Below are 24,673 nucleotides of genomic sequence, written 5' to 3'. Positions count from 1 at the left end.
GTTTAATTTAATTAATAGCTGAAATCAGCATTTTGAGTTATGCAATCAGAGTTGTCACAGTTTTTTGAACCTGCGTCTAAGTGGTATAAAAATTTAAAAAAGACAATTATGAAAACTTCATCTTTCGATTCAAAATCAGCTATAGTAATTGGCGGTACCAGCGGCATGGGTAAAGCAACAGCCAAATCATTATTACAACAAGGTGCAAAAGTAACAGTAGTTAGTAAAAGCCAGGCCAGTGTTGATGCTGCTGTAGCCGAGTTGAGTGCTTACGGTAATGTTACTGGCGTTCGCCTTGATCTTAATTCAGATGCAGATGTGAAAAATTTCATCAGCTCTCTTGAAGCCGATGATAAACCGGTTGATTACCTTGTAAATTCTTCTGGTATATTTGCCCCTAAAACATTTTTAGATAGTACTCCTGAAGATTACGATTCATTTCAGGGTATCAATCGCGGCTTTTATTTTATTACCCAGGCTGTTGCCAAAAAAATGAAGGCTAATGGCGGTGGCGCTATAGTAAATGTGGGTTCATACTGGGCAAACAACGCGGTAAAGGGAACGCCAACATCTGCTTATTCTATGGCGAAGGCAGCTTTACATGCTTTTACAAAACACGCTGCTATGGAATTATCGGATGACAAAATCAGGGTAAATGCCATTGCACCGGGTATTGTTGAAACCGGTGTGCTGGATGAGTTAATAGGTTCTGCACAGGGAGTTATAGACGCATACCATGGTTTAAACAGCATCCACCCACTGGGCCGTAACGGACAGCCTCAGGAAATAGCAGATGCCATATTGTTCCTGCTATCAGATAATGCCTCATGGATCACCGGGGCTATCCTGGATATTGATGGAGGTATGGCTGCAGGAAGAAGTTAATTGATTAAATTGAATAATATTTGCTGGTGATTTATTTCTAACACTTTTCTGCCATGTATCCTTTTATAGAAAAATATGATGAGAGCCTTGATAAGGCCCTGGTTACGCAAGCCTGTGATGGTTCACGGCTGGCTATGGAAAAGCTGATCAGGCTGCACCAGCGTTTTATTTACAATGTAGCTCTTAAACTGGTAAGGGATGCCGATGATGCGGCAGACCTTACCCAGGAGGTCCTGATCAGGATGATTACCAAGTTAAGCCTGTACAATGGTACAAGTAGTTTTCGTACCTGGCTCTATCGCATGGTTACCAATCATTTTATCAGCAGCAGACGCAAAAAAGCCGAAAAGGAAGTGATTTCTTTTAACAAGCTGGGTGTGGTTATAGATGAGTTACACGACAATGAGGACATGAGCACTGATGAACAGGTGCAGTACAGTGATCATATTACCGATGTGCGTAATAATTGCATGTCGAGCATGCTGCTTTGTTTAGACAGGCAGCAACGGGTAGTTTTTGTGCTGGGCGGTGTGTTCAATATCAAATCAACCATAGCTTCGGCGTTGCTTGATATTACTCCTGAGAATTTCAGGAAGCAATTATCGCGGGCCAAGGCCGATCTGTTTCAGTTTATGAATCATAAATGCGGTTTGATAAACCCCGAAAATCCTTGCAGATGTTTCAAGAAAACCAAAGGTTTTATAAAGGAAGGTAAGATTGATGTTACTACGCAAACTTTTAAACCGGAATATCAGCAATCTATATTTTCGGTATCTGTTGCCAAGAATGAGGAACTGGATGATTTAATGGAGGGTAAATATCTCCGGTTTTTTACCAGCCAGGTTTATACCAATACCAATGTGGGCGATAAGCTTATTGAAACGTTGCTTTTTGATCCGCAAATAAAAAAACTATTTCATTTAAACTAAGCATTAGCGGGGCTTGCAAATTAGCCCTGCTAATGTTTACTGCCTGATATGATGTATCTGATACCGATGGCAAATCGAGAGAAATGGATCTTATTTAAAATCACCGGAGATGGTGGTTGCTTTCCATTGCTCAAGCTCGGCTGTCATGACCTTTAATTTTTCCGAAGCCCGGTTGTAAGCATCCTGACCAAGGTAAAGGTGTAATGGCGGCTGGTCAATTTCAGAAAGCCCGATCAATATTTCGGATGCCTTGTCCGGGTCGCCGGGTTGTTTGCCATTGGCTGCCAGATAACGTGCCTGGGTATCTTTAACTGCCTGGTAGCCCTCAATTTTACTTTCGGTATATGCCAGCGAATCTTTTGTTAAAAATCCTGTCCTGAAACCTGATGGTTCAACAACCGTAACCCTGATGTTAAATTCATCAACATCTAATGCCAACACCTCAGAAAATGCAGCAACCGCTGATTTGGTAGCCGAGTAAATTGCCCAGCCGGGAGCACCCACAAAGCCTGCTACCGAACCCATGTTGATAATATAACCTGATTTTTGTCTGCGCATTACAGGCAAAACACGTTTTACAACTTCAATAGTTGCAAGTACGTTCACTTTAAAAATATTGGCAACGTCATGCTCCGATATTTCTTCTACAGTTCCTGCCATTCCGTAGCCGGCATTGTTGACCAATACATCTATCCGGCCAAAAGCTGCCATGGTTTGCTTAATGGAATCGTCAACACAATCCGGGTTGTTCAAATCAACAGCCAGGGGCAAAAAGCGATCCTTGTCAATTAAACCAACTGACTGGCTCAATGATGCGGCGTTACGAGAGGTTGCAGCTACACGATAGCCTTTATCAAGTAGTTTTTTTACAAGCGATAGTCCTAAACCTTGTGAGGCCCCGGTTACATACCATACTTTTGAAGTGTTCATATAATTATATTGTTAAAGTCAATGATCTTACCGAACAGTAGCATTTTCAAGGATGCCCTATTTAAACGACTTTAGTTTGTAACATCAGTAAGCATTTTGTTAACGATAAGCCATTGGCCGTCAATTTTGTGAAACGATATGAATTCGTCATAATTAAAATCATACATTTTAACATGAAGTTTTGCCACTGCTATCGAATTAACCACATCAATCGAGATAATTGTTCCTTTAAATGGTTTGCCTGAATCTTTTACGCTCTGGCGGTTTTTTACGCCATCAAGATATTGATCAAGGCTTTTTGAGTATGGCGCCCCCTTTATATCTCCCAGCACCAGGGTGCCCGGATGGTAAATTTTTCTGAGCATATCAATATCGCCCTCATAAATACCTTTAAAGTAATGATCTTCCAAAACTTTTGTAATAGCTAATGAATCTTGCGGAGTAGTTTCCATTTTGTTTGAATTTTGTGCTTTTGCTAACAGCATGGTGCATGATAAAAAAGCGGTTAATAAGAGCGTTTTCATATTAATTCAGATTATGACCGGCAGCCATACCACCATCAACATTGATAATGGCACCGCTAACAAAGGAGCTTTTGGCAACGGTGTAAACCATTTCGGCTATATCTTCTACTTCGCCTACACGGTTCAGTAAATGCAGTCCCGCACCCTGATCGGCATCTTTGCCATGCATTGGTGTACGTATTACTCCCGGTGCAATGGTATTAACCCTGATATTATCTTTACCAAACTCGGCCGCAAGCTGCAAGGTGAGTGAGTGTATGGCTCCTTTTGATGCAATGGGAGCCGTAGAAGGCGCACCGCCAAGGGCATGGTTTACCAGAGGTGTACCAATGTTAATGACAACCCCGCCACCCTGCTTAATCATTTGCGGAATGATGGCCTGGGTGGTGAAAAAAGTGCCTTTTAAATTGGTATTCAGGAATTTGTCGAGATAATGTTCGTCTACTTCCAAAAATGGTTTTGTTTCATAAATACCGGCGTTGTTTACCAGTACATCAACAGAGCCAAATTTTTCAAGGGCTATAGCCAAAAGCTTTTCGCCGGTGCTTTTATGTTTTACGTTACCGGCTGCCATGGCCAGGTTTGCGCCGCCACCTAATTCCTGATAAACCTTTTCCAGTTTTTCTTCGCCCGAGGAGTTGATCACAACGTTATCACCTTTTTCTAAAAAATGGCGCGCTACTTCTTTACCTATGCCTGATGAGGCACCTGTAACTATAACTGTTTGCTTTTTCATGGGCTTATTTTTTATCAGCTGTTATACCTTTTTCGCGCAGTACAGATACCTGTTCTCCTGCAAAACCCCAATCGTCCAGTTCAACTTCCTGAATCACCACGTGGGTTAATTGAGGGTCTTTGTTTAAAACAGTGGTTATTAAATCGGTTACCCCTTTAATCAGGGTTTGTTTTTGTTCTCTTGTAACACCTTCGCGGGTTATTTCAATTTTAATATAGGGCATGGTTTTAGTTTTTGGGCTAAAACCGCTTATTAAGCGGCTTTAGCAATTACAATTATATTCAGGTCAAAATCATTATAGATAAGGTTATCGCCAAGGTCTTTAAAGAAATTACCTGAACGGAATTTCATTTCATACTTGGTACGATCGATCACCAATTTGCCGGTAGCGCTTAACTCATCATTATTTACATTAATAGTCACATCAAACCCAACGGGATGAGTTATCCCTTTAATGGTCAGGTTGCCATCAACATGATTACCATCAACTGAGGTGATCTCTAAAGTTGATTCCGGATATTTTTGAGATGCGAAGAAATCGTCAGATACAAGATGCGCCAAAAACTGGGCATTAGTTTCGGGGTCTGTTACATCCAGTATTTTGATAGATGTGGTGTCAACAGTGAATTTTCCTCCGGCAAGTTTGCCATTGTTTAAAATAATCTCACCGTTTTTTATTGCAATACTGCCATTATGTGAACCGGTTACTTTTCTGCCAACCCAATTAATATTGCTTAGGGGGCTTACGATGTTAAATTTTTGATTTTCCATTTTTGGTGTGTTTTAATTTCATATCAAATTTGAGCAGGAAATCTCAGCTAATTGTGTGATGTACATCACTTAAAAAGAGAGTTGTAGCTATGTGATACAAATCACTTTGCCTTACATCGCACACAAAAACTGCAGGTTTAAATATTTCTGTAGCATGGCCTCAATAAGCTTTCTGATGCCTTTTTGTGTGTGTTGAAGAGTTATTAACAAAAAGCGTACGGCAGGAACCGTACGCTTTTTGTATCATATTTATTTGCGCAGTGTTTTAAAGCTGTCCCTTAGTTCGTTTACAAAAACTTCGGGCTGCTCCCAGGCCGCGAAGTGGCCGCCTTTGGCAAGCTTGTTATAATGAATAAGCTTCGGATAAGCTTTTTCGGTCCAGCTTTTTGGAGCCTGGTAAAGCTCATCAGGAAAGGCGCTTACGGCCACAGGTATGGTGAGTCCCTTTGGTGCAAAGAAGGCCAGCTTGCTTTCCCAATATAAACGCGCGGATGAAATCGCAGTGCCTGTTAACCAATAGAGCGTAATGTTATCAAGTACGTCGTCTTTGGTTAACCCCTCAGGTTCATCATTAAAAACACGGGTAATAAGGGCTAAACTTGTTGCATCATGATCAAGCATCCAGGCTGCAAGGCCAACTGGAGAATCCTGGATGGCATATAAGGTTTGGGGGCGGTTGGCCATTTCGTTGGCATAACCCAGGCCATGCTTGTAAAAATAATCAAGCTGCTCATAGGCATGTTTCTCATCGGGAGAGAGGCTGGCCGGTGCGGGTTGCCCAGATTGAAGTGCTTTGGCAACATCGTCAGGAACGGTGGCAGGCATATTGGTATGAATGCCGATTAACTCGGGTGGGGCCTGCAGCGCCATTTGTTCGGTAACGGCATTTCCCCAGTCGCCGCCCTGAGCTACAAACTTTTTATATCCCAGGCGTTTCATCAGTACTATCCATGCCCTTGCAACGCGTTGCGGATCCCAGCCAGTGGCAGTTGGCTTTCCCGAGAAACCGTAGCCAGGTAATGATGGAATAACCACATCAAAAGCATCTTCTGCTTTTCCGCCATAGGATGTAGGGTCGGTAAGGGGTGCAATGATTTTCAACTGTTCAATGATGGAGCCGGGCCAACCGTGTGTAATAATGATAGGCAGGGCATTTTTTTGTTTGGAGCGCACATGAATGAAGTGAATATCAAGCCCATCAATATTGGTAACAAATTGAGGCAGGGCCTTTAGTTTGGCCTCGCACTTGCTCCAATCGTAATCCTTTGCCCAATAGGCTGCAAGTTTCTGAATAGTAGCCAGCTGTACTCCTTGCGACTGATCATTAACAGTTTCGCGCTCGGGCCATTGGGTGGCTAAAACCCGGCGTTTCAGATCATCAAGTTTTTCTTTTGGGATGCTCACCTGGTAAGGACGGATAGCTTCATTTGATGAGGCATTGCTGCTTTGTGCATTGCTTACCGCGCTTTGCATTACAAGGGCACTTGCCACAATAGTACCTGCAATGATCTTGTTAGTTGTTTTCATTGTTTTAAGTTTTGGGTTTACTCGTTTTTGATTTAGCCAACCTATTTTTATGCCATTCATAAACTGTTGTTTATCAGTGTGTTGAATTGTGATCCCCGTCTTTAAAACCTTTATATATCGTAAATCATGAAAATTGGTCTTGAAATGTCATGAACATGAAATAAATCAATAGTTTTTCGGCAAAAAGCGCTGAAACTTAGTTAACTTTAAAATGAGATTTAAAGAGCTAATAGCTGATCAATAATTCCCGATTTATCGGCGTGTTCTATGCTTAACAGTACTTTTCTTTCGATATTATTTGTGCCGATTTTGATGTTCATAACACCGCTTGGAAGAAAAGGGTAGGTTAAGATATTAGATTTGTAGCATGTGATATTATGAAAAGAGGCTTCGCTTTTGTAATGTTTAGTTCACTGATATTATCAGTTACGCCCCACCACGTAGCAATAAATTCATCAAAAAATAATTTCAATAAAGCAGTTACTTATTCAATCAATTTTTTTCCGGTACAACAATACAGGTGTAATTACCTGAACCAAAGGAGGGATTTATGAATATCAAGATACTTATAGTTGAGGACGAATTTATAGATGCAAATAACCTGAAGATTATCCTTAGCAAAGCTGGTTACAAGATTTGCTCCATAGCGAGAACAGTGCGCGATGCGATAAAAATTTTAGAAAGCGAAAAACCTGGTCTTGTTTTACTTAATATACGTTTAAAGGGCGACTTAACAGGTATTGACCTGGCCAAAATATTAAAAGAAAAAAATATTGCCTTTGTATTCCTTTCTGCAAATTCAAACAAGCAATTCCTGGATGCCGCTAAAGTTACCAAGCCCTGTGGTTTTTTGCTGAAGCCTTTCCGTGAAAAAGATGTATTGGTTATGCTGGATGTAGCCTGGTATCTGCACAGGCAAAATCAAGGTGTAAATAGTCGTGTTAAACATTTAGAAAATAGTTTATCTGAAGATGGTATAAAACAGATCATTGGTGATGGAGTAAGTATCCGTGATGTGTTAGACGATGTTAAAATTGTAAGCACATCAGATATATCAGTTTTATTATTGGGAGAAAGCGGAACTGGGAAAGAACTTATTGCTCAAAGTATTCACTGTGCCTCATCAAGAAAATCAAAGCCATTTGTAGCGGTAAATTGTGCTACGCTACCCTCTAACATGATAGAATCAGAGTTGTTTGGTCACGAAAAAGGGGCTTTTACCGGGGCTGTAGATAAAAGAACAGGAAAGTTTGAACAAGGTAACGAAGGCACTGTTTTCCTTGATGAAATAGGTGAGTTACCCCTGGAGTTACAGGTTAAACTATTGCGGGTACTGCAGGAAAAAGAAGTAGAACCCATTGGCGGGCAAAAACGGAAAGTTGATGTCAGGATCATTGCGGCTACCAATCGGAACCTGGATAATGAAATTTTAATGGGCCGGTTCAGGCTCGACCTTTATTACCGTTTAAACGTATTCCCCATCACCCTGCCACCATTGCGTGAACGTAAGGAAGATATAGTAGCCTTAGCTAATCACTTTATAAATATTTATGCCCGTAAAGAAAATAAGGCAATCATAGGAGTAGCCGATAACGTTATACAATCAATGCTTAACTATCATTGGCCAGGTAATATAAGGGAACTGGAAAATATGATGGCAAGGAGCGTTCTGCTTACCGATGGCCCTATCATCAACTGCTTAAAATTTCCTGGTCAAAGTATGGTAACTCGGGTAGCTCCGCAGGTGCGTATCAAATCCATGATTGAGAATGAGCGCGATCATATCCTGACGGCACTTGAAAGATGTAACTGGAAAATATACGGGCAGGATGGAGCTGCAGATCTTTTAGAACTTAACCCATCAACCCTTAATTCGCGGATGAAAAAATTAGGGATCGAAAAAAAATATGCCCGAAATGAACACAAATAAATTAAGCCGAAGGTAAGGCTTAACAGGCATTGCAATTTTTAAATAGATTACCTGTATTTATACTAATTTGCTTTTAAGATTAACCAATAGTAAAACTCCCTCAGGTTGTACCGCAATAATGCCATGGATGCAGGTTGGCAAATTACACTACAGCAGTAAACAGTCGCTGCTTTAATTGTTGTGGTTTGATAATCTGTACTTTAGGATAATAAAAAAAACTTATAATTATTGTATTTTTTTATTAATTGTTATATATATTTGGTTATTAATCCTAAACCAAATGCATCTACTTAGAAAAAACAGAAAATCGGGTTTTCCTGATTCATCAGCGGTCAATACGGGCCATCTAAAATCATTATCCACCACATTTTTTTCAAATCGTGATCTATTAATTGAGTGTGTTTTCTTCACGGGAAAATTTATTTAAACTTAACAGTAAGTTAATTTCTAAACAGGTATTATTATTCTGATTTTTTAGCCAATACTAAATAATTTATAAATAATGCCTGGTTTATTCAATCAGGGATTCAATATTTTACTTTAATCGTTCCTGATTTTAAGATAAGGATCTTAGTAACAATTTTTTGATTTTTTAACTGACGCCAAGGGGTGGCATTCGCCTGTTGTGATGCCCTTATTTTTTTTAATTTATTAGATATTGAAGAAGAATACCCCTAATTATAAAGTTAATAAATAAAAATATCAATAATTGAATTAGCTAAGAAATTAATATTAATCATTTTTCCTGAGAAATTAGAATATCAGTATTATTTATCCTGTTATTATATATGGTATTTTAATATTAAAAGAGAGAACTCAATAATATGATGTTTTATTTTTTTTAAATGTTCTCAGGCGATTTAAATCATACCTAAACCAATATGTTTGCATCTACATTAGTCGACATTTTAAGGTTCAGATCCGAAAAATACCCCGAAAAAACAGCCTATGTTTATCTTAAAGACGGAGAAGAGGAAGCTGAGCGATTTACATATCTTTCGTTATACGAAAAAGTATTGCACCTTGCCGCACGAATACAAAGTGTAACCCAACAAGGTGATCGTGTACTATTAATTTACAATCCCGGGCTCGATTATGTTGTAGCATTTTTCGCTTGCCTTTATGCTGGCGTTGTTGCCATACCGGTATATCCTCCCCGTAAAAACAGGTCATTTGAAAGGTTAGATGCCATTTTGAACGATGCAAAATCAAGTTTGATATTAACCACTTCAAACATTGCCTCTGGTCTTGAAAAGAATCATACCGACGCGAGTAAATTGTTAACCATTCCACGCATTATCTCTGATCAGGATACTGATGCGAAAGGTCAGGATTACATAGAAATAAGTATATCCGAAAGCTCAATAGCTTATCTGCAATACACATCAGGGTCAACAGGCACGCCCAAGGGAGTTATGGTTACTCACAAAAACATTATTTATAACCTGCAGGATCTTGACGCAACTTATGAGCATAGTGAGAATAGCGTAATGGTTACCTGGCTGCCCATTTTTCATGATCTGGGATTAATTTATGGTTTGTTGCAGCCCTTATACAACGGTTTTCCATGCTACCTGATGGCTCCGGCTTCGTTTATTCAACGGCCGGTACGCTGGCTGGAGGCTATATCTAAATATAAGGCCACACATAGCCCGGCTCCCAATTTTGCCTATGCTTTGTGCTGTAAAAACACCACTACAGATCAAATTAAAGATCTGGATCTAAGCAGCCTCGAAATGGTGATGATAGGTACCGAACCGGTAAGGGTAGAAACGATAAAGGAGTTTTCAGAAATATATAAACAATATGGGTTTAAGTCCGAAGCGTTTACCCCGGCTTATGGTTTAGCGGAGTCAACACTTAAAGTATCAACCATTCATAAAAGCAAGCCGGTAGTTTTTCTTTCCGTTAATTCGGCGGCTCTTGAAAATAACCGGGTAGTTGAAATGAACCATGGTGAGGAGGGCTCCCAATATTTTGCAGGGCACGGTTCATACGTGTTGGATACCAAAATAGTCATCGTTGATCCTGAAACAATGGAACTGGCTAAACCTGGTCATGTAGGTGAAATCTGGATAGGTGGCCCTACCTGTGCATTAGGGTATTGGGAAAGGGAAAAAGAAACTGAAGAGGTTTTTAAAGCTTATCTGAAGGATACAGGGGATGGCCCATTTCTACGTACCGGCGATTTGGGTTTCTATCATAAAGATGAATTATTTATTACCGGCAGGCTTAAAGATCTTATCATAATCAGGGGGTTAAATCATTATCCACAGGATATTGAAACAACAGCCGAAAAAAGCCATCCTGCTTTAAAGCAGGACGGTGGTGCAGCTTTTAGCATAGAAGTTGATGGTAAAGAACAGCTGGTAATAGTAAATGAAGTTAATCGCGGACATCTTTCAACTTTAAATGCCGAGGAAGTATTTGCAGCCGTACGTAAACAGGTTTCCTTAAATCATGAATTACAGGTACATGCCATTTGGTTATTGATGCCTGCTTCGCTGCCTAAAACCTCAAGTGGAAAAATCCAGCGGAAAGCATGTAAAGAGGCATTTTTAGGTAATACCCTGACCACCGTAGCCGAATGGCAGAACAAGGTTGAGCAAACGGCTGTTTCTGAAGAGGCGAAAGCGGTTCAGGATGAAAAAACATTTGATACTAAAACCATAGAAGACTGGATAAGCGGGATGATTGCCAGGGAAATGAACCTTGACCTGCGATCAATAAATACGACCGATGCCTTTGAAACCATGGGCATGGACTCCTTATTTGCCGCTGAAATGACAGGAGCCTTAGGTAATTTGCTTAACCGAAAGTTAGCAGCTACGCTGGTTTACAACTATCCTACAATTCGTGACCTGGCTGAATATTTAGCCAATGACAAAGCCTTTGAAACTGTTATTGAACAGAAAAATAATTTGACAGGGAGCAGCGCCATTGCCATTGTAGGGATAGGTTGCAGGTTCCCGATGGCCGGCTCTCCGGATGCTTTTTGGGAGTTGTTGAAGAATGAAGTAAGCGCCGTACGCAAGTTACCCGAAGGCAGGTGGAAGGAAACAGATCTGGATAAATTAGTTGAGGACAAAACCATTTTAAATACTATTACCTGGGGAGGTTTCTTAGATGATCCTTCATTATTTGACCCCTCATTCTTTGGTATCTCTCCGCGTGAGGCATCGGCAATGGATCCTCAGCAAAGGCTGTTGCTCGAAGTTACCTGGGAAGCTTTGGAAGATGCCGGTATGCCGCCGCAACAGCTTCCTGAATATCAAACAGGCGTTTATATCGGTATAAGTAATAATGATTACCAGAAAATTCAAGCTAATTCAACAAGCCGCTTTGATGAGTATGCGGGCACCGGCAATGCGTTGAGTATTGCGGCCAACAGGCTCTCATATTTCTTAAATGCCAAAGGGCCAAGTATAGCGGTTGATACGGCTTGTTCTTCTTCATTGGTAGCACTACATCAGGCTTGCCAGGCTTTACGCACTGGCGAGATAAATGTGGCTATAACCGGAGGGGTAAACCTGATATTAAATCCTGATCTGAGTATCGTATTCGCGAAAGCCGGGATGCTTGCACCCGATGGTAAATGTAAAACCTTTGATGCTGCTGCCAATGGCTATGTGCGTGGCGAAGGCTGCGGCATTATTGTATTAAAGCGACTGGAAGATGCTATTGCCAACGGTGATAGAATACAGGCAGTTATACGCGGCACTGCTATTAACCAGGATGGCCACAGTAATGGCATAACCGCTCCTAATGGTCCCTCGCAGGTAAATGTTATCAGGCAGGCCTTGTCAAATGCAGGTGTAAAACCTGCCCAGATATCTTATATAGAGGCACATGGTACCGGCACCTCTCTCGGCGACCCTATTGAAGTAAATTCTTTTTCCTCTGTTTTGCTTGATGGAAGAACAGAAGATAATCCCTGCATAATTGGTTCTGTAAAGCCCCACATCGGTCATCTGGAATCTGCCGCGGGCATAGCCGGTGTTATCAAGTTAGTATTGGCGCTCAGGCATAAGGAAATTCCGCCTCATATAAATTTTAGCAAACTTAACCCATTAATACTGTGGACGGATGACCGATTGCAAATCGCACATCAGCGTACCAATTGGCAGTCTTCTGCCGAAAAAAGAATTGCCTCCGTAAGTTCGTTTGGATTTGGGGGTACTAATGCTCACGCCATAATAGAAGAAGCTCCTGCCGTTGATGAACAATCGGAAATAGCAGATACTTTCCTGCTTCCTTTATCGGCCCGTAACCATGAAGAGTTACAAGCTTTGGCAGAACAATATTTAAATCAATTATCAGCAGGCGTGGATAATAACAGCTTAGCAGATATTTGTTTTACAGCCGCGGTTGGGAGGGCTGATTTTACCCACCGGCTTGCAATAAACGGTAAAAATAGCGAGGAGATTAGTCAGCGCTTGAGAGCATGGCTTTCCGGTGAATCTCCGAAAGGCATATATACAGGTCATGCAGCATCCAACAAACAACCCCGGGTAGCATTTTTATTCACCGGGCAGGGTTCTCAATATGCAGGCATGGGGCGCGAGCTTTATAACCAGGAACCGGTTTTTCGTGATGCATTAGACCACTGTAATGAATTGTTCTCCATTTACTACAATACATCGTTGCTGGATGTAATTTATGCTGAGGATGAACAGACATCTATCAATGATACCACCTACACACAAGCGGTACTTTTTTCATTGGAATGGTCGCTGGCTCAGCTTTGGAAGTCATGGGGAATAATACCAGATGTTTTACTTGGGCACAGTGTAGGTGAGTACGCGGCAGCTTGTATTGCAGGGGTTTTTAGTCTGGAAGATGGAATGCGGTTAATTGCCAACCGTGGAAGGCTCATGGGGAGTTTACCCAAAGGGGGCGGCATGATGAGTGTGTACGCATCAGCTGGGCAGGTAGAGCCTTTGTTAATGGAATATGACGGCAAACTATCGATAGCAGCCATTAATAGTCCGCTGCAGGTTGTAGTTTCAGGAGAGATAGCAAGTCTTGATAGTATAGAGGAGCAACTGAATCAATCAGAAATTAAGACTATTCGGCTGGATGTATCGCACGCGTTTCACTCCACGTTAATGGAACCGATCATTAACCAGTTCAAGGAAATTGCAGAGCAGATAGATTATCAGACACCGGCTATACCATTAGTATCCCTGGTTAACGGTAAAATAGCAGAGGCGGAGATAGCTTCCGCAGCTTACTGGATAAATCACATCCTGGCCCCGGTAAACTTTTTAGGTGGCATGGATACTCTGGGAAATGAGCAAATAGATATTTACCTGGAAATTGGCCCTAAACCTGTTTTATTGTCATTAGGTATGCAATGCCAGGGAAGTAAAGAAGAAAAAGAATTATGGCTGCCATCACTAAGGCGGGTTAACGATGGCCGGGAGCAGCTATCACAAAGTCTGTCGGCCATGTATGCGGCAGGTTGCAAAATTAATTGGGAAGCTTATTGGGGCGGCAAGCGCAAAAAGGTGCAACTGCCCACTTATCCCTTTCAGCGCAGCAGGTATTGGGTTGCCATAGAGAATGAAACAAAAGGGCAGGCCTCGCCAAGCGATCTGCTGAAATTGCTGAACTCTAATAATATTGAAGAGTTAACGCAATTACTAAGCACAGAAATACAGTTTAGTGAAGCCGAAACAAAGCTGCTACCTAAAATGGTACAGGGTCTGATAAACAGGTATAGCCCTGAAACGGGAAATGCTTTGTTGCAGAATCTTTTATATCAAATGAACTGGAAGCTTCAACCATTGGCCCCCGGCGAGGGACTTAATGGCACACCTGGTAGCTGGCTCTTATTTATGGATGTAGAAGGCCGTATGGCTGAATTATCGGCTTTACTTATAGCCCGCGGGGCAAAGGTAACAACGGTAAATGCAGATGTGAAGCCGTCAGGTTATTCTGAGCTTGTTGCAAACGCGATAGCTTCAGGAATTACGGGGATAGTTTACGGACGCTGCCTTGATCTGACAGCTAACGCCACATCAGCTGCTATAGCCGAAGAGTTTGATTACCTGTTACAAACGATCAGGGCGCTTTGCGGCAATGAAACAGGAACGGCATGCAGGTTATGGGTACTTACATCCAGGGCACAAAATATTGATACCAATGAAAACGTAATACCGGCACAAGCGGCAGTAAGCGGAATAATAACCGTAATGCGTAACGAAATGCCGCAATACAAACCCGTAATACTGGATTACAAGGGTGATATAGGCAACATTGTGCCCGAGCTTGGCGGAATGATAGCATCAGACAGAGTTGCTTATCGTGATGATAAAAGATACGTAGCCCGGCTCGAAAGTATGCCAACTTTAACAAGGGCAGGCATATTCCAGGCGAAAAAAGAAGCTTGTTATCTCATAAGCGGTGGAACGGGTGCGCTCGGCATAGCAACAGCCCAGTGGTTGACTCAAAAAGGAGCCGGAGAAATAATATTGTTAAGCCGCAATGGCGGAGATAAAAACACGCTGGAAACAATAGCTGCGATTTCTCCCCAAACAAGCATAAGAATTGTAAAGGCCGATGTTGGCAACCGGGTAGATATGGAGCGGGTGTTCGCCGAAATTGAAAGTGGCGGTCGCGAATTGAAAGGTGTTATTCACGCCGCCGGTATCATAGCCGATGGATTGCTGATAAACCAGGATCATGAAAGCATGATGCGGGTAATGCATCCCAAAATAGATGGGGGCTGGCTTTTACACGAATTTACCCAACATAAACAACTCGACTTTTTTGTGAGCTACTCTTCGGCCGCTGCCTTATTGGGCTTTGCAGGACAAGCCAATTACGTAGCAGCCAACAATTACATCGAGGGGTTAAGCCACTACCGTCGTGCAATGGGATTACCGGCTACGGTGATCAGCTGGGGGCCATGGAAAGATAGGGGTATGGCGCAAACTTTGAATCAGGAATCACAGGCTTATATAAGCCATTTGGGTATCAACTTATTGGATAGCGAAACTGCTTTTGCCGCTTTGGAATACCTATTGACAACCGAGAATACCTCGGCGGGAGTTATTGACGTGGATTGGGAGCAGTACCATAAAGAAATAGGAGAAGGACAATATTTCCTGAATAGCCTCATTAAGCATAGTGCTGTTGCAGTTGACCAATCGCATCTACGGAATGATCTTGAAAAAATATCAGTTCAGGGAAGAACAGAAACATTAGGCGTATTTCTGGAAACCACACTGGCCGATATATTGGGTTTTGAGAACGGCAAATTACCCGACCGCGAAACCGGCTTTGCCGAAATGGGGATGGATTCGATGATTGCAATGGCGTTCAAAAACAAACTTGTGCGGGAGCTTGGCGTAGCTTTGCCGCCCACCATAGCCTTTAACTACCCAACAATAAATTCGTTGAGAGATCACCTGTTAACTTCTGTGCTGAATTTAAATGAAAGCAGTGATGAAGTAGAACGCGCAGATAATCAAAAATTTGATAATGAGCCAATAGCCATTATCGGGATGGGCTGCCGTTTCCCGGGAGCAAATAGCCCGGATGAGTTTTGGGAATTATTGGCGAATGGCAGGGATGCAATAAGGGAAGTGCCGGCCGATAGATGGGATATTGAACGGTATTATGATGCAGACCAAAATAAGCCAGGAAAAACTTATGCCCGCCACGGCGGATTTATTTACCAGGTAGATCAGTTTGATTCCAAGTTCTTTGGAATTTCCCCAAACGAGGCTGATCACATCGATCCGCAGCAACGGTTATTGCTTGAAGTAAGCTGGGAAGCGTTGGAAAATGCAGGTATTGCACCTGATCAATTAAATAAATCATTAACAGGTGTTTTTGTTGGGATAGGGCAGAGCGATTACGGGCAATATCATTTTGAAGATTCCCGGGTAAATGACATGAATATTTACACCGGTACGGGAAACAGCCATAGCTTTGCGGCAGGCCGGTTATCATATTTCTTAGGCACCCAGGGCCCTTCTATCAGTGTAGATACTGCTTGTTCATCTTCACTTGTAACGGTAAATATGGCTTGTCAAAGCCTGCGTAACGGCGAAAGTAACCTGGCCATTGCAGGTGGTGTGCAATTGATGTTATCGCCTCAATCGAGCATATTCCTCAGCAAAAGCAAGGTCTTATCGCCTGATGGAAAATGCAAAACTTTTTCTGACGAAGCAAACGGATATGTACGCGGCGAGGGATGCGGCGTAGTTGTTCTGAAACGGCTTTCAGATGCCATCCGTGATAATGACCATATATTATCAGTAGTAAGGAGCGTTGCCATTAACCATGATGGCCGCAGCAGTGGTTTAACCGTACCTAACGGTCAATCGCAGGAATCACTTATCCGGAAAGCCATGGAAACAGCCAGAGTTAACCCGGCTGATATATCTTACCTGGAGGCACATGGTACAGGCACAGCCCTTGGTGATCCTATTGAAATGGAGGCTATTGCCCACACACTTGCCAAAAACAGAAACGAGCCTTTACTGGTTGGCAGTGTCAAAACAAATATCGGCCACCTTGAACATGCCGCGGGTATTGCAAGCCTTATAAAGGTTACGCTTGCCATGAGGCACCGGCAAATACCGGCTCATTTAAATTTTAAAACACCAAGCAGTTTAATTGATTGGGGTAAAATAGCTGTAAAAATTCCGGTTAATCTTACACCATGGTCACCATTAACAGGAAAGCGTGTGGCAGCAATAAGTTCATTTGGACTGTCAGGAACAAATGCCCACCTGATTATTGAGGAGGCGCCGGTAAAAATTAAACAGCATAAACCATTTGAAAGGCCTGCTCATGTTTTTACCCTTTCTGCAAAAAATGAAGCTGCACTAAAAGAATTGGCTGACCATTACCTTGATCTTTTTCAAAATAGCAGGAGTATCAGCTTAGCGGATATTTGTTTTTCTGAAAATGTTGGTAAAGCAAAAATGGCACAGCGCTTAGCATTTTCGACAGTTAACGTTTCTGAAGCAATTCAAAAGTTAAACAGTTTTAAGAATGAGGATGGAAAAGAAAATGTGTTTTCGGACAGGGTATCCGGCGCTGATAATACAGTGGCATTTCTTTTCTCAGGGAAAAATATTCAAAACGCTCAAGCTTATAGGGAACTATTTGAAACACACTCTGTATTCAGGGAAAACCTGATCAAGTGCAATGAGTTTTTAAAAGCTTACTATGACTTGCCGTTAATTGATACACTTTTTTCTGTAGACACAGTTAAAGAGCCCGGCTATGATCCGGTATACGGACAGCTGGCCCAGTTTGCCATTGAATATGCCACGGCAATGCTATGGTTATCATGGGATATAAAACCTGCCTATGTTACCGGCTGGGGTGTGGGTGAATGGGCTGCAGCATGTGTAGCCGGTGTATTTGCACTTGAGGATGCTCTTGCGTTGGTTTCAAAAATGAACAATAAAGATGCATTCCAAAAAGCATTAAATAAAGTTCGGTTTAAGGAGGCTCTGATACCTGTGATCTCCAATAGTACAGGCAAGTTGTGCGGAAAAGAGATAGCTACGGCTGGGTATTGGATCGAACAAATAGCGTCTTCCGGATCTTCCCTCAAAGGTGTAAAAGAGCTGGAAAGCAGGAAATGTACTATTCTGTTAGCAATTGGTGAGGATGCAACGCTTTTGGATGCAATCAGGAACAGTCTTTTATCCCCGCGTGAAACAAGATTGTTAGCATCAGCTGTACCCGGTAAATCTGTATGGCAGCAACTGATAGAATGCGTTGCTGAATTATTTGTAGCTGGGCTGAGGGTTGATTTTAAAAAGTTTGACGAGCCTTACAATCGTCAAAGGGTTAGCGTTCCAAACTATCCCTTTCAGCGCAAAAGGCATTGGAACGGACCTACAAATGATTCTGTTCCACACATTGCAAATGTAGTGTTCAAATCTGCGGCTGTCGGAGCTCCGGTGGCCGTTACTGATGGCAAAGTAAATAAGCTCCGGTCTGTAGGTAATGTTATCAAACCAAACAGAAAAGCTATACTGCAAACGCTTTCCGAAATGGTTAAACTATTCTCCGGGTTAGAAGCAACTGAAGATGATTTTTCGATCAGTTTTATGGAACTGGGGCTTGATTCGCTCATACTGGTAAAAATGATTGATGCCATCAAAGAAAAATTCGGCATAAAATTATCGCTGAAACAGTTTTTTGAGGAAACCGCAAGTATCAATGCTCTGACCGATTATATTCAATCGGCAGATATTAAGCCCGAAATTGAAGAAAATCTCATTCCTCAGCATCGCCCTGCAGAAGCGGAAGCAATTGAGCATAATGAAACAGGATCGGCCATTCTGAAAAAACTGGAAGAACTTTCGGCACGTATCACTGCTCTTGAGGGATCAGCAATAACTAATGTCGTAAAAACAGATCGGGCCATAAAGGTTAGTAACCCATCTGGCAAACTTAATTTCAAGGCGGTAAAATTGCAGGAAGAAGTTCCGTTTACGGCACAGCAGGTCGCCTTTATAACAGCTTTTGCAAAACGATATAACGAGCGTACGGCATCATCCAAAGCCTATGCCCAAAAACACAGAAACGTATTGGCCGATTGGATCAATTCTATCGATTTCAGATTATCCATCAAAGAATTATTATACCCCATAGTTTCCGAATGGTCGTCGGGTTCCAAATTCAGAGATATTGACGGAAATAACTATGTAGATATAGGGCTGGGCTATGGCGTTAATTTCTTTGGTAATAGCCCGCAGTTTGTTAAGGATGCCCTCACCGCGCAACTGGCTGAGGGGATTGAACTGGCAACCCAATCAGATATGGCAGGTGAGGTGGCCCAATTAATTCATGAATTAACAGGAGTGGAGCGCGTGGTATTCAGCAATACCGGTACCGAAGCTATCATGGCGGCCCTGCGTATAGCCCGTACAAAAACCGGCAAAAAGAAAGTTGTCATTTTTACGGGAGCGTTTCATGGCACTTTTGATGGTGTGTTGGTCCAAATGGAAACCATTGGAAAAGAGTTCTTTTCATCGCCAATTGGTCCGGGTATACCTCAGGGTTATGCGGATGATATGATGGTGCTAACGTTAGGTGCCGATGAGTCGTTACGGATTATTGAAGAACATGCGCATGAGCTTGCCGCTGTTTTGGTAGAACCTGTTCAAAGCAGGCGACCTGGATTTCAGCCGGTTGAGTTTTTGAAAAAACTAAGGGAAGTTACCCAAAAAGGAGCTATAGCCCTCATTTTTGATGAGATCATTACCGGTTTCAGGATACATCCCGGAGGGGCCCAGGCTTATTTTGGCATCTATGCCGATATTGTGACCTACGGTAAAGTTCCGGGAGGAGGGATGCCTATCGGTATCATTGCCGGTAAAAAGGAATATATTGATGTAATTGATGGCGGCTGGTGGCAATATGGCGATAACTCCTATCCGGCAGTTGGTATGACGTTCTTTTCGGGAACCTTCTGCAAGCATCCACTTACTATGGCTGCTACAAAGGCTTGCTTGTTAAAAATGAAACATGAAGGTCCAGTTTTGCAGGACAGGGTTACTCAACTTACCGCATACTTTGCATCGGTACTGAATGAATTTTTTACGGATGCAGCTGTGCCTATAAAGATTGTTCATTTCGGATCCTTATTCCGTTTTGAATCTTTTGGCAAATACAGCCTTGTATTTGAGCCCATTGAAATGAACCTCCTTTTTTACCTGATGATGGAAAAAGGTGTTTATACCTGGGAACGCAGGGTTTGCTTTTTTTCAACAGAACACAGTTATGAAGATGCAGACATTATTATAGAGGTAGTCAAAAGATCAATCCATGAGCTTTTAGATAACGGCTTTTTTGCGGCCAGGGAACAGATAAATGTACCGGAAAGTAAATTAGCTATCGAAAAATCAAAAGTTATTACCTGCGAATTAACAGACGCACAAAGGCAGTTAATGCTGCTTACGGAACTGAATGATAACGGTTCACAAGCTTATAACTTATCAACCACGCTTCGCTTTGAGGGTGATCTTAACAAGCAACTTCTTCAGAACGCCCTTGATTATGTAGTAGCAAGGCATGAGGGTTTAAGAACATTTATTGACATGGCGGTTGAGGAGCAGCGCATTGTACCTAAGCTGACCTATACAATTACTTACACTAATAAAACCGGTGTTTCAGAAGCGGAAAAGCAAGAAGTGGAAAAGCAATGGATGACTGCCGGAAGCAGTGCAAAATTCCATCTTATGGAAGCGCCCTTGTTCCGCCTCGCCGTGCTGGAATTGCCTGAAAGCGAATTTCTGCTTCAGTTTACGGGGCATCATATTATTATAGACGGCTGGTCGCTGGTGCAAGTTCTCTCCGAGATCAGCACATATTATAATGGCTTTGTTTCTGGAACGCCTGTTCAGCTGGTAGAACCAATGTCATTCCGTGATTATGCAGACTTATTGAGCCAGTCGCTTATCGAGCCTGAAATGGCGAAGAAACAGAATTACTGGAATGAAAAACTATCCGCAATTGCTGCTTCATTACAACTGCCAGCAGATTTTCCGCAGCCTGTAAACAAGAGCTATGCTGCAGCCCGGTGTACCCGAAAATTCGCGCAATCATTCAGCCGCAAAATAAAGGAGTTTTCAAAGCATAACGGCTGTACGCCATTTATGCTCATGATTTCGGCTTATTCTGCCTTTTTGCACCGGTATTGTAGCACTGATGAATTGATTATCGGGATGCCTTCGAGCGGCCGTAATTTTGAAGGTGATAAAGAAGTTGTAGGATATTGTGCAAATCTGCTGCCGTTTTTGAGCCGATATAACAGCGAGCAATCGTTTTTAGATTTTCTGCAGAGTGCCAAAAAGGAAATCATTGATTGCTATGAAAATCAATCATACCCATTTGCTAAAATTCTGGATGATCTTAGCCAAAACGGGAATAATCCTCGCGGGCCACTGGTAAGCGTTACCTTTAATTTTAACCCGATTGCCGAATTTCCTGAATTTGCAGGACTTGAAACAGAATGGATTCCAACCCCGATCAGCTTTGCACCGTTTGATCTGTTTTTTGACATTACCGTTTTGCCGGATGGAATGGTGCTCGACTGTGATTATAATGCAGAGAAATTTCTTCCCGAAACCGTTTTTGGCCTGCTTGAAAGCTTTGAGGCCTTTTTAACGGGATTGCTTGATGATCCGGATAAACCGATCGGTTTAACTCCAATGGTAACACCAAATACCCGGAAGCTTATACTTGAGGATTGGAACGATACTGATCATGAGTTTTTTACCGAGGAAACGGTTGTCGGTCTTATCGATAAACAAGCACAGATCAATCCCCGTGCTATCGCCATTGTTGACGGGGCTCATAATATTACCTATGAAGAATTGGACAGATCAGCAGTTCAGTTAGCTGCTTTACTGATCAGCAAGGGTGTAATGCCGGGCGATGCCTTAGGTATTTATATGGGACGGTCTGCAAATTGGATCATAGCCATATTGGGGATTTTAAAAGCCGGCGGTGTTTATGTGCCGCTGGATGTTAATCTGCCTGATTCGCGCCTTGAATTTATCATTGAAGACGCAGGAATGAAACTGATACTTGCAGATGATAAATGTATTGACAAGGCTATCAATATGGGCATCCCAGCTTTGAATTTGGATCAGCCGGTGGCGCTCGATAGCAACATAGATATTACACTTCCTCAAAGCAATTCTGAGAGAAACTGTTATATCATTTATACCTCAGGTTCAACGGGTACACCTAAAGGCTGCGCGATAACACATCGTAACCTGGTGAATTACCTTACATGGGCATCTACCTATTATTTTGCTCCGGGAAAACCTGTTAATTCGGCATTATTTACTTCACTATCTTTTGATTTTACAGCCACGCCGATATTTTGCTGCCTCACTTCCGGCGGCAGCCTGGAGGTTTACCCCGAAGAAATAGAAGCGGCTGATGTGATAAGTACCTGCCTTCGTAACGATAAAAATTATAGCTTTCTGAAACTAACTCCGGCTTATTTAAGCCTGATGAATGATGTAGCCGCAAACGGGTCAAATATTGATACGATCATTCTTGGTGGTGAAGCTGTGTTAACTGCCCATGTTACCGTTTTAAAACGCGTTTTACCCTTTGCAAAGGTTTATAATGAATACGGGCCTACAGAGGCAACCATCGGGTGCATTGTAAAGGAACTCCACACAACCGATGCGCAGGTATTGATAGGTAAGCCAATTAGCAACATGCGTATTTATATCATTGATAAAAATGAACAGCTTGTTCCTGTTGGTGTTCCTGGCGAAATATGCCTGGCTGGTGTGGGTTTATCAAAAGGATATATTAACCGGGATGAGCTTACACGACAAAAATTTGTAAAAAATCCGTTTGAGCCCGGGCAGATTATGTATAAAACCGGAGATACTGGTCGCTGGTTGGCAAATGGGGAGATCGAATATCTGGGCAGGACGGATGAACAGGTAAAAATAAGAGGATTTAGGATAGAACCCGGTGAATGTACATCAGCGTTAGTATTACATCCGGATATTAAGGAAGCTGTGGTTTTGGCCTTACCAGCAGCCGACGGACTTGAAAAGGAACTGGTTGCCTGGTTTATCCCGAAAAATAAAGAAGTAGTTCCTTCAACGGTTCAGCTGCAAAGCTTTCTGTTACTCAGGTTACCGCAATACATGATCCCGGTAAGGTTTATTCAGCTTGATGAAATTCCGCTTACCGCTAACGGGAAGATTGATAAAGCACAGCTTCCGTTGACAGGGAATGTTGATACAAACGAAGCTGAAGTGGTTTTACCGCAAACCCCGACCGAAATAATTGTAGCTAAAATTTGGGCAGAAGTATTGGGCGTAGAAAACCCCGGCATGACGGATAACTTTTTCGCCGCAGGAGGGCATAGCTTGAAGGCTGCTAAAATGGTGGCTGCCATTTCCCGGGAGTGTGGCGTGAAAATTCCGCTTAAAGCCATATTCAGTACTAAAAACCTGGGTGAGCTGGCGGCACTGGCAGAACTTTCAGAGGCAGAAGTGTACGAGGATATACCACACTTACCGGCTGCTGATGACTATCAGCTTTCACATCCGCAGAAACGAATTTGGATTGCCAACCAGCTTTCAGAAAACCCGGGAATGTTTAATATGATCGCGTTTTACGAAATAAAAGGCAACCTCAACATCAAAGCCTTTTCAAAAGCGCTTGAGTTAATTGTGGAACGACATGATATTTTACGAACCGTATTTAGTTCGAATACCGGGGAGCCACGACAAAGGATATTAAAGCCGGAGGAAAACGCATTTGAAATGAGATTTATTGATCTCTCGGATAAAGCTGATGCTGCCGAAAGAGCAATGGAGTTGTTGTATGAGGAAAATATACAGCCATTTGATCTGCAACGGGGACCTATGCTTCGCGCTACGCTTTGCCTGGTGAATGAAGGTGATTACCGCTTTGCCATCAACTTCCATCATATCGTGTTGGATGGCTGGTCAACAGGGCTTTTTGTGGAAGAGTTTTCAGAAAACTATGCTCTTTTAACCAAAAATATGCTTGTTCAAAGGGAGCCCTTAAAGGTTCAGTACCGAGACTTTGCTGCCTGGCAAAATAAGGCGTTGGCATCGGGACAAACCGAAAAATCGAAACAATACTGGCAGCAGCAACTTGCAGGTGAAATGGCACGGTTAAACCTGCCGGTTGACAGGCCCCGTGGCGCAAATTTAACTTACGATGGAAAACAGCTGTCTTTTTCAGTTGAAAAGGATCTGTATGATAGTTTGACACATGTTGCAAAAAAGGAGGGAGTTACACTTTATGTTACCGTGCTATCGGCAATTTATGTTATGCTATCACGCTATGCCGGAGGCGATAATATTTTGCTGGGTGTTGAATCGGCCGAACGCCGCCATCCAGATCTGCAAAAAATGCTGGGCTTCTTCCTCAATACCATAGTGTTAAAGGCAGGTATCAACGACAATGATTCCTTAACCGATACTATTAAAAAAGTAAATGAGGTGGTAAATAATGGCTTGGCTCACCAGGATTATCCTTTTGATCTGCTGCTGCACGAGCTTAAAATACCACGCGAGCAAAACCGCACCCCATTATTTGATGTACAAGTTGATTTTATTCCGCATCTGTATGATCATAACTATGATGATGGCTTAACCAGTGGTCCGGAACTGAAAATGAAATATATAGCTGCCGATGTAAAGATAACGCAGTACGATATTTCATTCCTGATCACCGATAAAGGCGACTTTTTGAAGGTTGATATTGTTTACAATACCCAGCTATTTAATGAGTCGACGATTGAAATGATAGCCGGAAACTATAAAAAAACGCTTGCAGCTATAGCCAGGAATGCATCAATAAAAGTAAGTAGCATCCAACTTGATGATAAGAAACCAGTAGCAACAAAAAAAATAAGCCTAAAACTAAAATTATAAAAAGTTAACCC

At 42.2% G+C, this 24,673-nt stretch carries 10 protein-coding genes; 4 read left to right on the top strand and 6 right to left on the bottom strand.

The window, feature by feature from the left end:
- Window positions 1–108 precede the first annotated feature (108 nt).
- Window positions 109–885 carry an SDR family NAD(P)-dependent oxidoreductase gene (locus QWZ01_RS01205; RefSeq protein WP_290321384.1) on the top strand — a complete coding sequence of 259 codons (777 nt, stop codon included), beginning with the start codon at window positions 109–111 and terminating at the stop codon, window positions 883–885.
- Window positions 886–938: 53 nt separating this feature from the next.
- A complete protein-coding gene (locus QWZ01_RS01200) occupies window positions 939–1,814 on the top strand; it encodes an RNA polymerase sigma factor (RefSeq protein WP_290321383.1) in 876 nt (291 codons plus the stop codon).
- A 90-nt stretch (window positions 1,815–1,904) separates the two neighbouring features.
- Here the strand turns inward: QWZ01_RS01200 and QWZ01_RS01195 are convergent, their stop codons facing one another.
- The 6 genes from QWZ01_RS01195 to QWZ01_RS01170 form a co-directional block, all read right to left on the bottom strand.
- A complete protein-coding gene (locus QWZ01_RS01195) occupies window positions 1,905–2,744 on the bottom strand; it encodes an SDR family NAD(P)-dependent oxidoreductase (RefSeq protein ID WP_290321382.1) in 840 nt (279 codons plus the stop codon).
- Between the two features lie 71 nt (window positions 2,745–2,815).
- Window positions 2,816–3,268: a nuclear transport factor 2 family protein gene (locus tag QWZ01_RS01190; RefSeq protein WP_290321381.1), complete on the bottom strand. Its 453-nt coding sequence runs from the start codon at window positions 3,266–3,268 to the stop codon at window positions 2,816–2,818.
- 1 nt (window position 3,269) lies between these two features.
- Window positions 3,270–4,004 carry an SDR family NAD(P)-dependent oxidoreductase gene (locus QWZ01_RS01185; RefSeq protein WP_290321380.1) on the bottom strand — a complete coding sequence of 245 codons (735 nt, stop codon included), beginning with the start codon at window positions 4,002–4,004 and terminating at the stop codon, window positions 3,270–3,272.
- A 4-nt stretch (window positions 4,005–4,008) separates the two neighbouring features.
- A complete protein-coding gene (locus tag QWZ01_RS01180) occupies window positions 4,009–4,227 on the bottom strand; it encodes a tautomerase family protein (RefSeq protein ID WP_290321379.1) in 219 nt (72 codons plus the stop codon).
- Between the two features lie 29 nt (window positions 4,228–4,256).
- Window positions 4,257–4,775 carry a YceI family protein gene (locus QWZ01_RS01175; RefSeq protein ID WP_290321378.1) on the bottom strand — a complete coding sequence of 173 codons (519 nt, stop codon included), beginning with the start codon at window positions 4,773–4,775 and terminating at the stop codon, window positions 4,257–4,259.
- Window positions 4,776–5,024: 249 nt separating this feature from the next.
- Window positions 5,025–6,302 carry an epoxide hydrolase family protein gene (locus QWZ01_RS01170; RefSeq protein WP_290321377.1) on the bottom strand — a complete coding sequence of 426 codons (1,278 nt, stop codon included), beginning with the start codon at window positions 6,300–6,302 and terminating at the stop codon, window positions 5,025–5,027.
- A gap of 550 nt (window positions 6,303–6,852) precedes the next feature.
- On the opposite strand from QWZ01_RS01170, the gene QWZ01_RS01165 reads away from it, so the two are divergent.
- On the top strand, window positions 6,853–8,232 hold the full coding sequence (locus QWZ01_RS01165) for a sigma-54-dependent transcriptional regulator (protein WP_290321376.1): 1,380 nt from the start codon (window positions 6,853–6,855) through the stop codon (window positions 8,230–8,232).
- A gap of 881 nt (window positions 8,233–9,113) precedes the next feature.
- Entirely contained in the window at window positions 9,114–24,662 is a 15,549-nt protein-coding gene (locus QWZ01_RS01160) for a non-ribosomal peptide synthetase/type I polyketide synthase (protein WP_290321375.1), read from the top strand.
- Window positions 24,663–24,673 lie beyond the last annotated feature (11 nt).

The sequence above is a fragment of the Mucilaginibacter aquaedulcis genome (genome assembly GCF_030409325.1).
Lineage (GTDB): Bacteria > Bacteroidota > Bacteroidia > Sphingobacteriales > Sphingobacteriaceae > Mucilaginibacter > Mucilaginibacter aquaedulcis.
Note: the sequence above shows the minus strand (reverse complement) of the source record. Positions and strands in the feature narration are given on the sequence as shown.

Coding starts and splice junctions, on each gene's coding strand:
- QWZ01_RS01205 (WP_290321384.1), top strand. CDS start 109: ATGAAAACTTCATCTTTCGATTCAAAATCAGCTATAGTAATTGGCGGT.
- QWZ01_RS01200 (WP_290321383.1), top strand. CDS start 939: ATGTATCCTTTTATAGAAAAATATGATGAGAGCCTTGATAAGGCCCTG.
- QWZ01_RS01195 (WP_290321382.1), bottom strand. CDS start 2,744: ATGAACACTTCAAAAGTATGGTATGTAACCGGGGCCTCACAAGGTTTA.
- QWZ01_RS01190 (WP_290321381.1), bottom strand. CDS start 3,268: ATGAAAACGCTCTTATTAACCGCTTTTTTATCATGCACCATGCTGTTA.
- QWZ01_RS01185 (WP_290321380.1), bottom strand. CDS start 4,004: ATGAAAAAGCAAACAGTTATAGTTACAGGTGCCTCATCAGGCATAGGT.
- QWZ01_RS01180 (WP_290321379.1), bottom strand. CDS start 4,227: ATGCCCTATATTAAAATTGAAATAACCCGCGAAGGTGTTACAAGAGAA.
- QWZ01_RS01175 (WP_290321378.1), bottom strand. CDS start 4,775: ATGGAAAATCAAAAATTTAACATCGTAAGCCCCCTAAGCAATATTAAT.
- QWZ01_RS01170 (WP_290321377.1), bottom strand. CDS start 6,302: ATGAAAACAACTAACAAGATCATTGCAGGTACTATTGTGGCAAGTGCC.
- QWZ01_RS01165 (WP_290321376.1), top strand. CDS start 6,853: ATGAATATCAAGATACTTATAGTTGAGGACGAATTTATAGATGCAAAT.
- QWZ01_RS01160 (WP_290321375.1), top strand. CDS start 9,114: ATGTTTGCATCTACATTAGTCGACATTTTAAGGTTCAGATCCGAAAAA.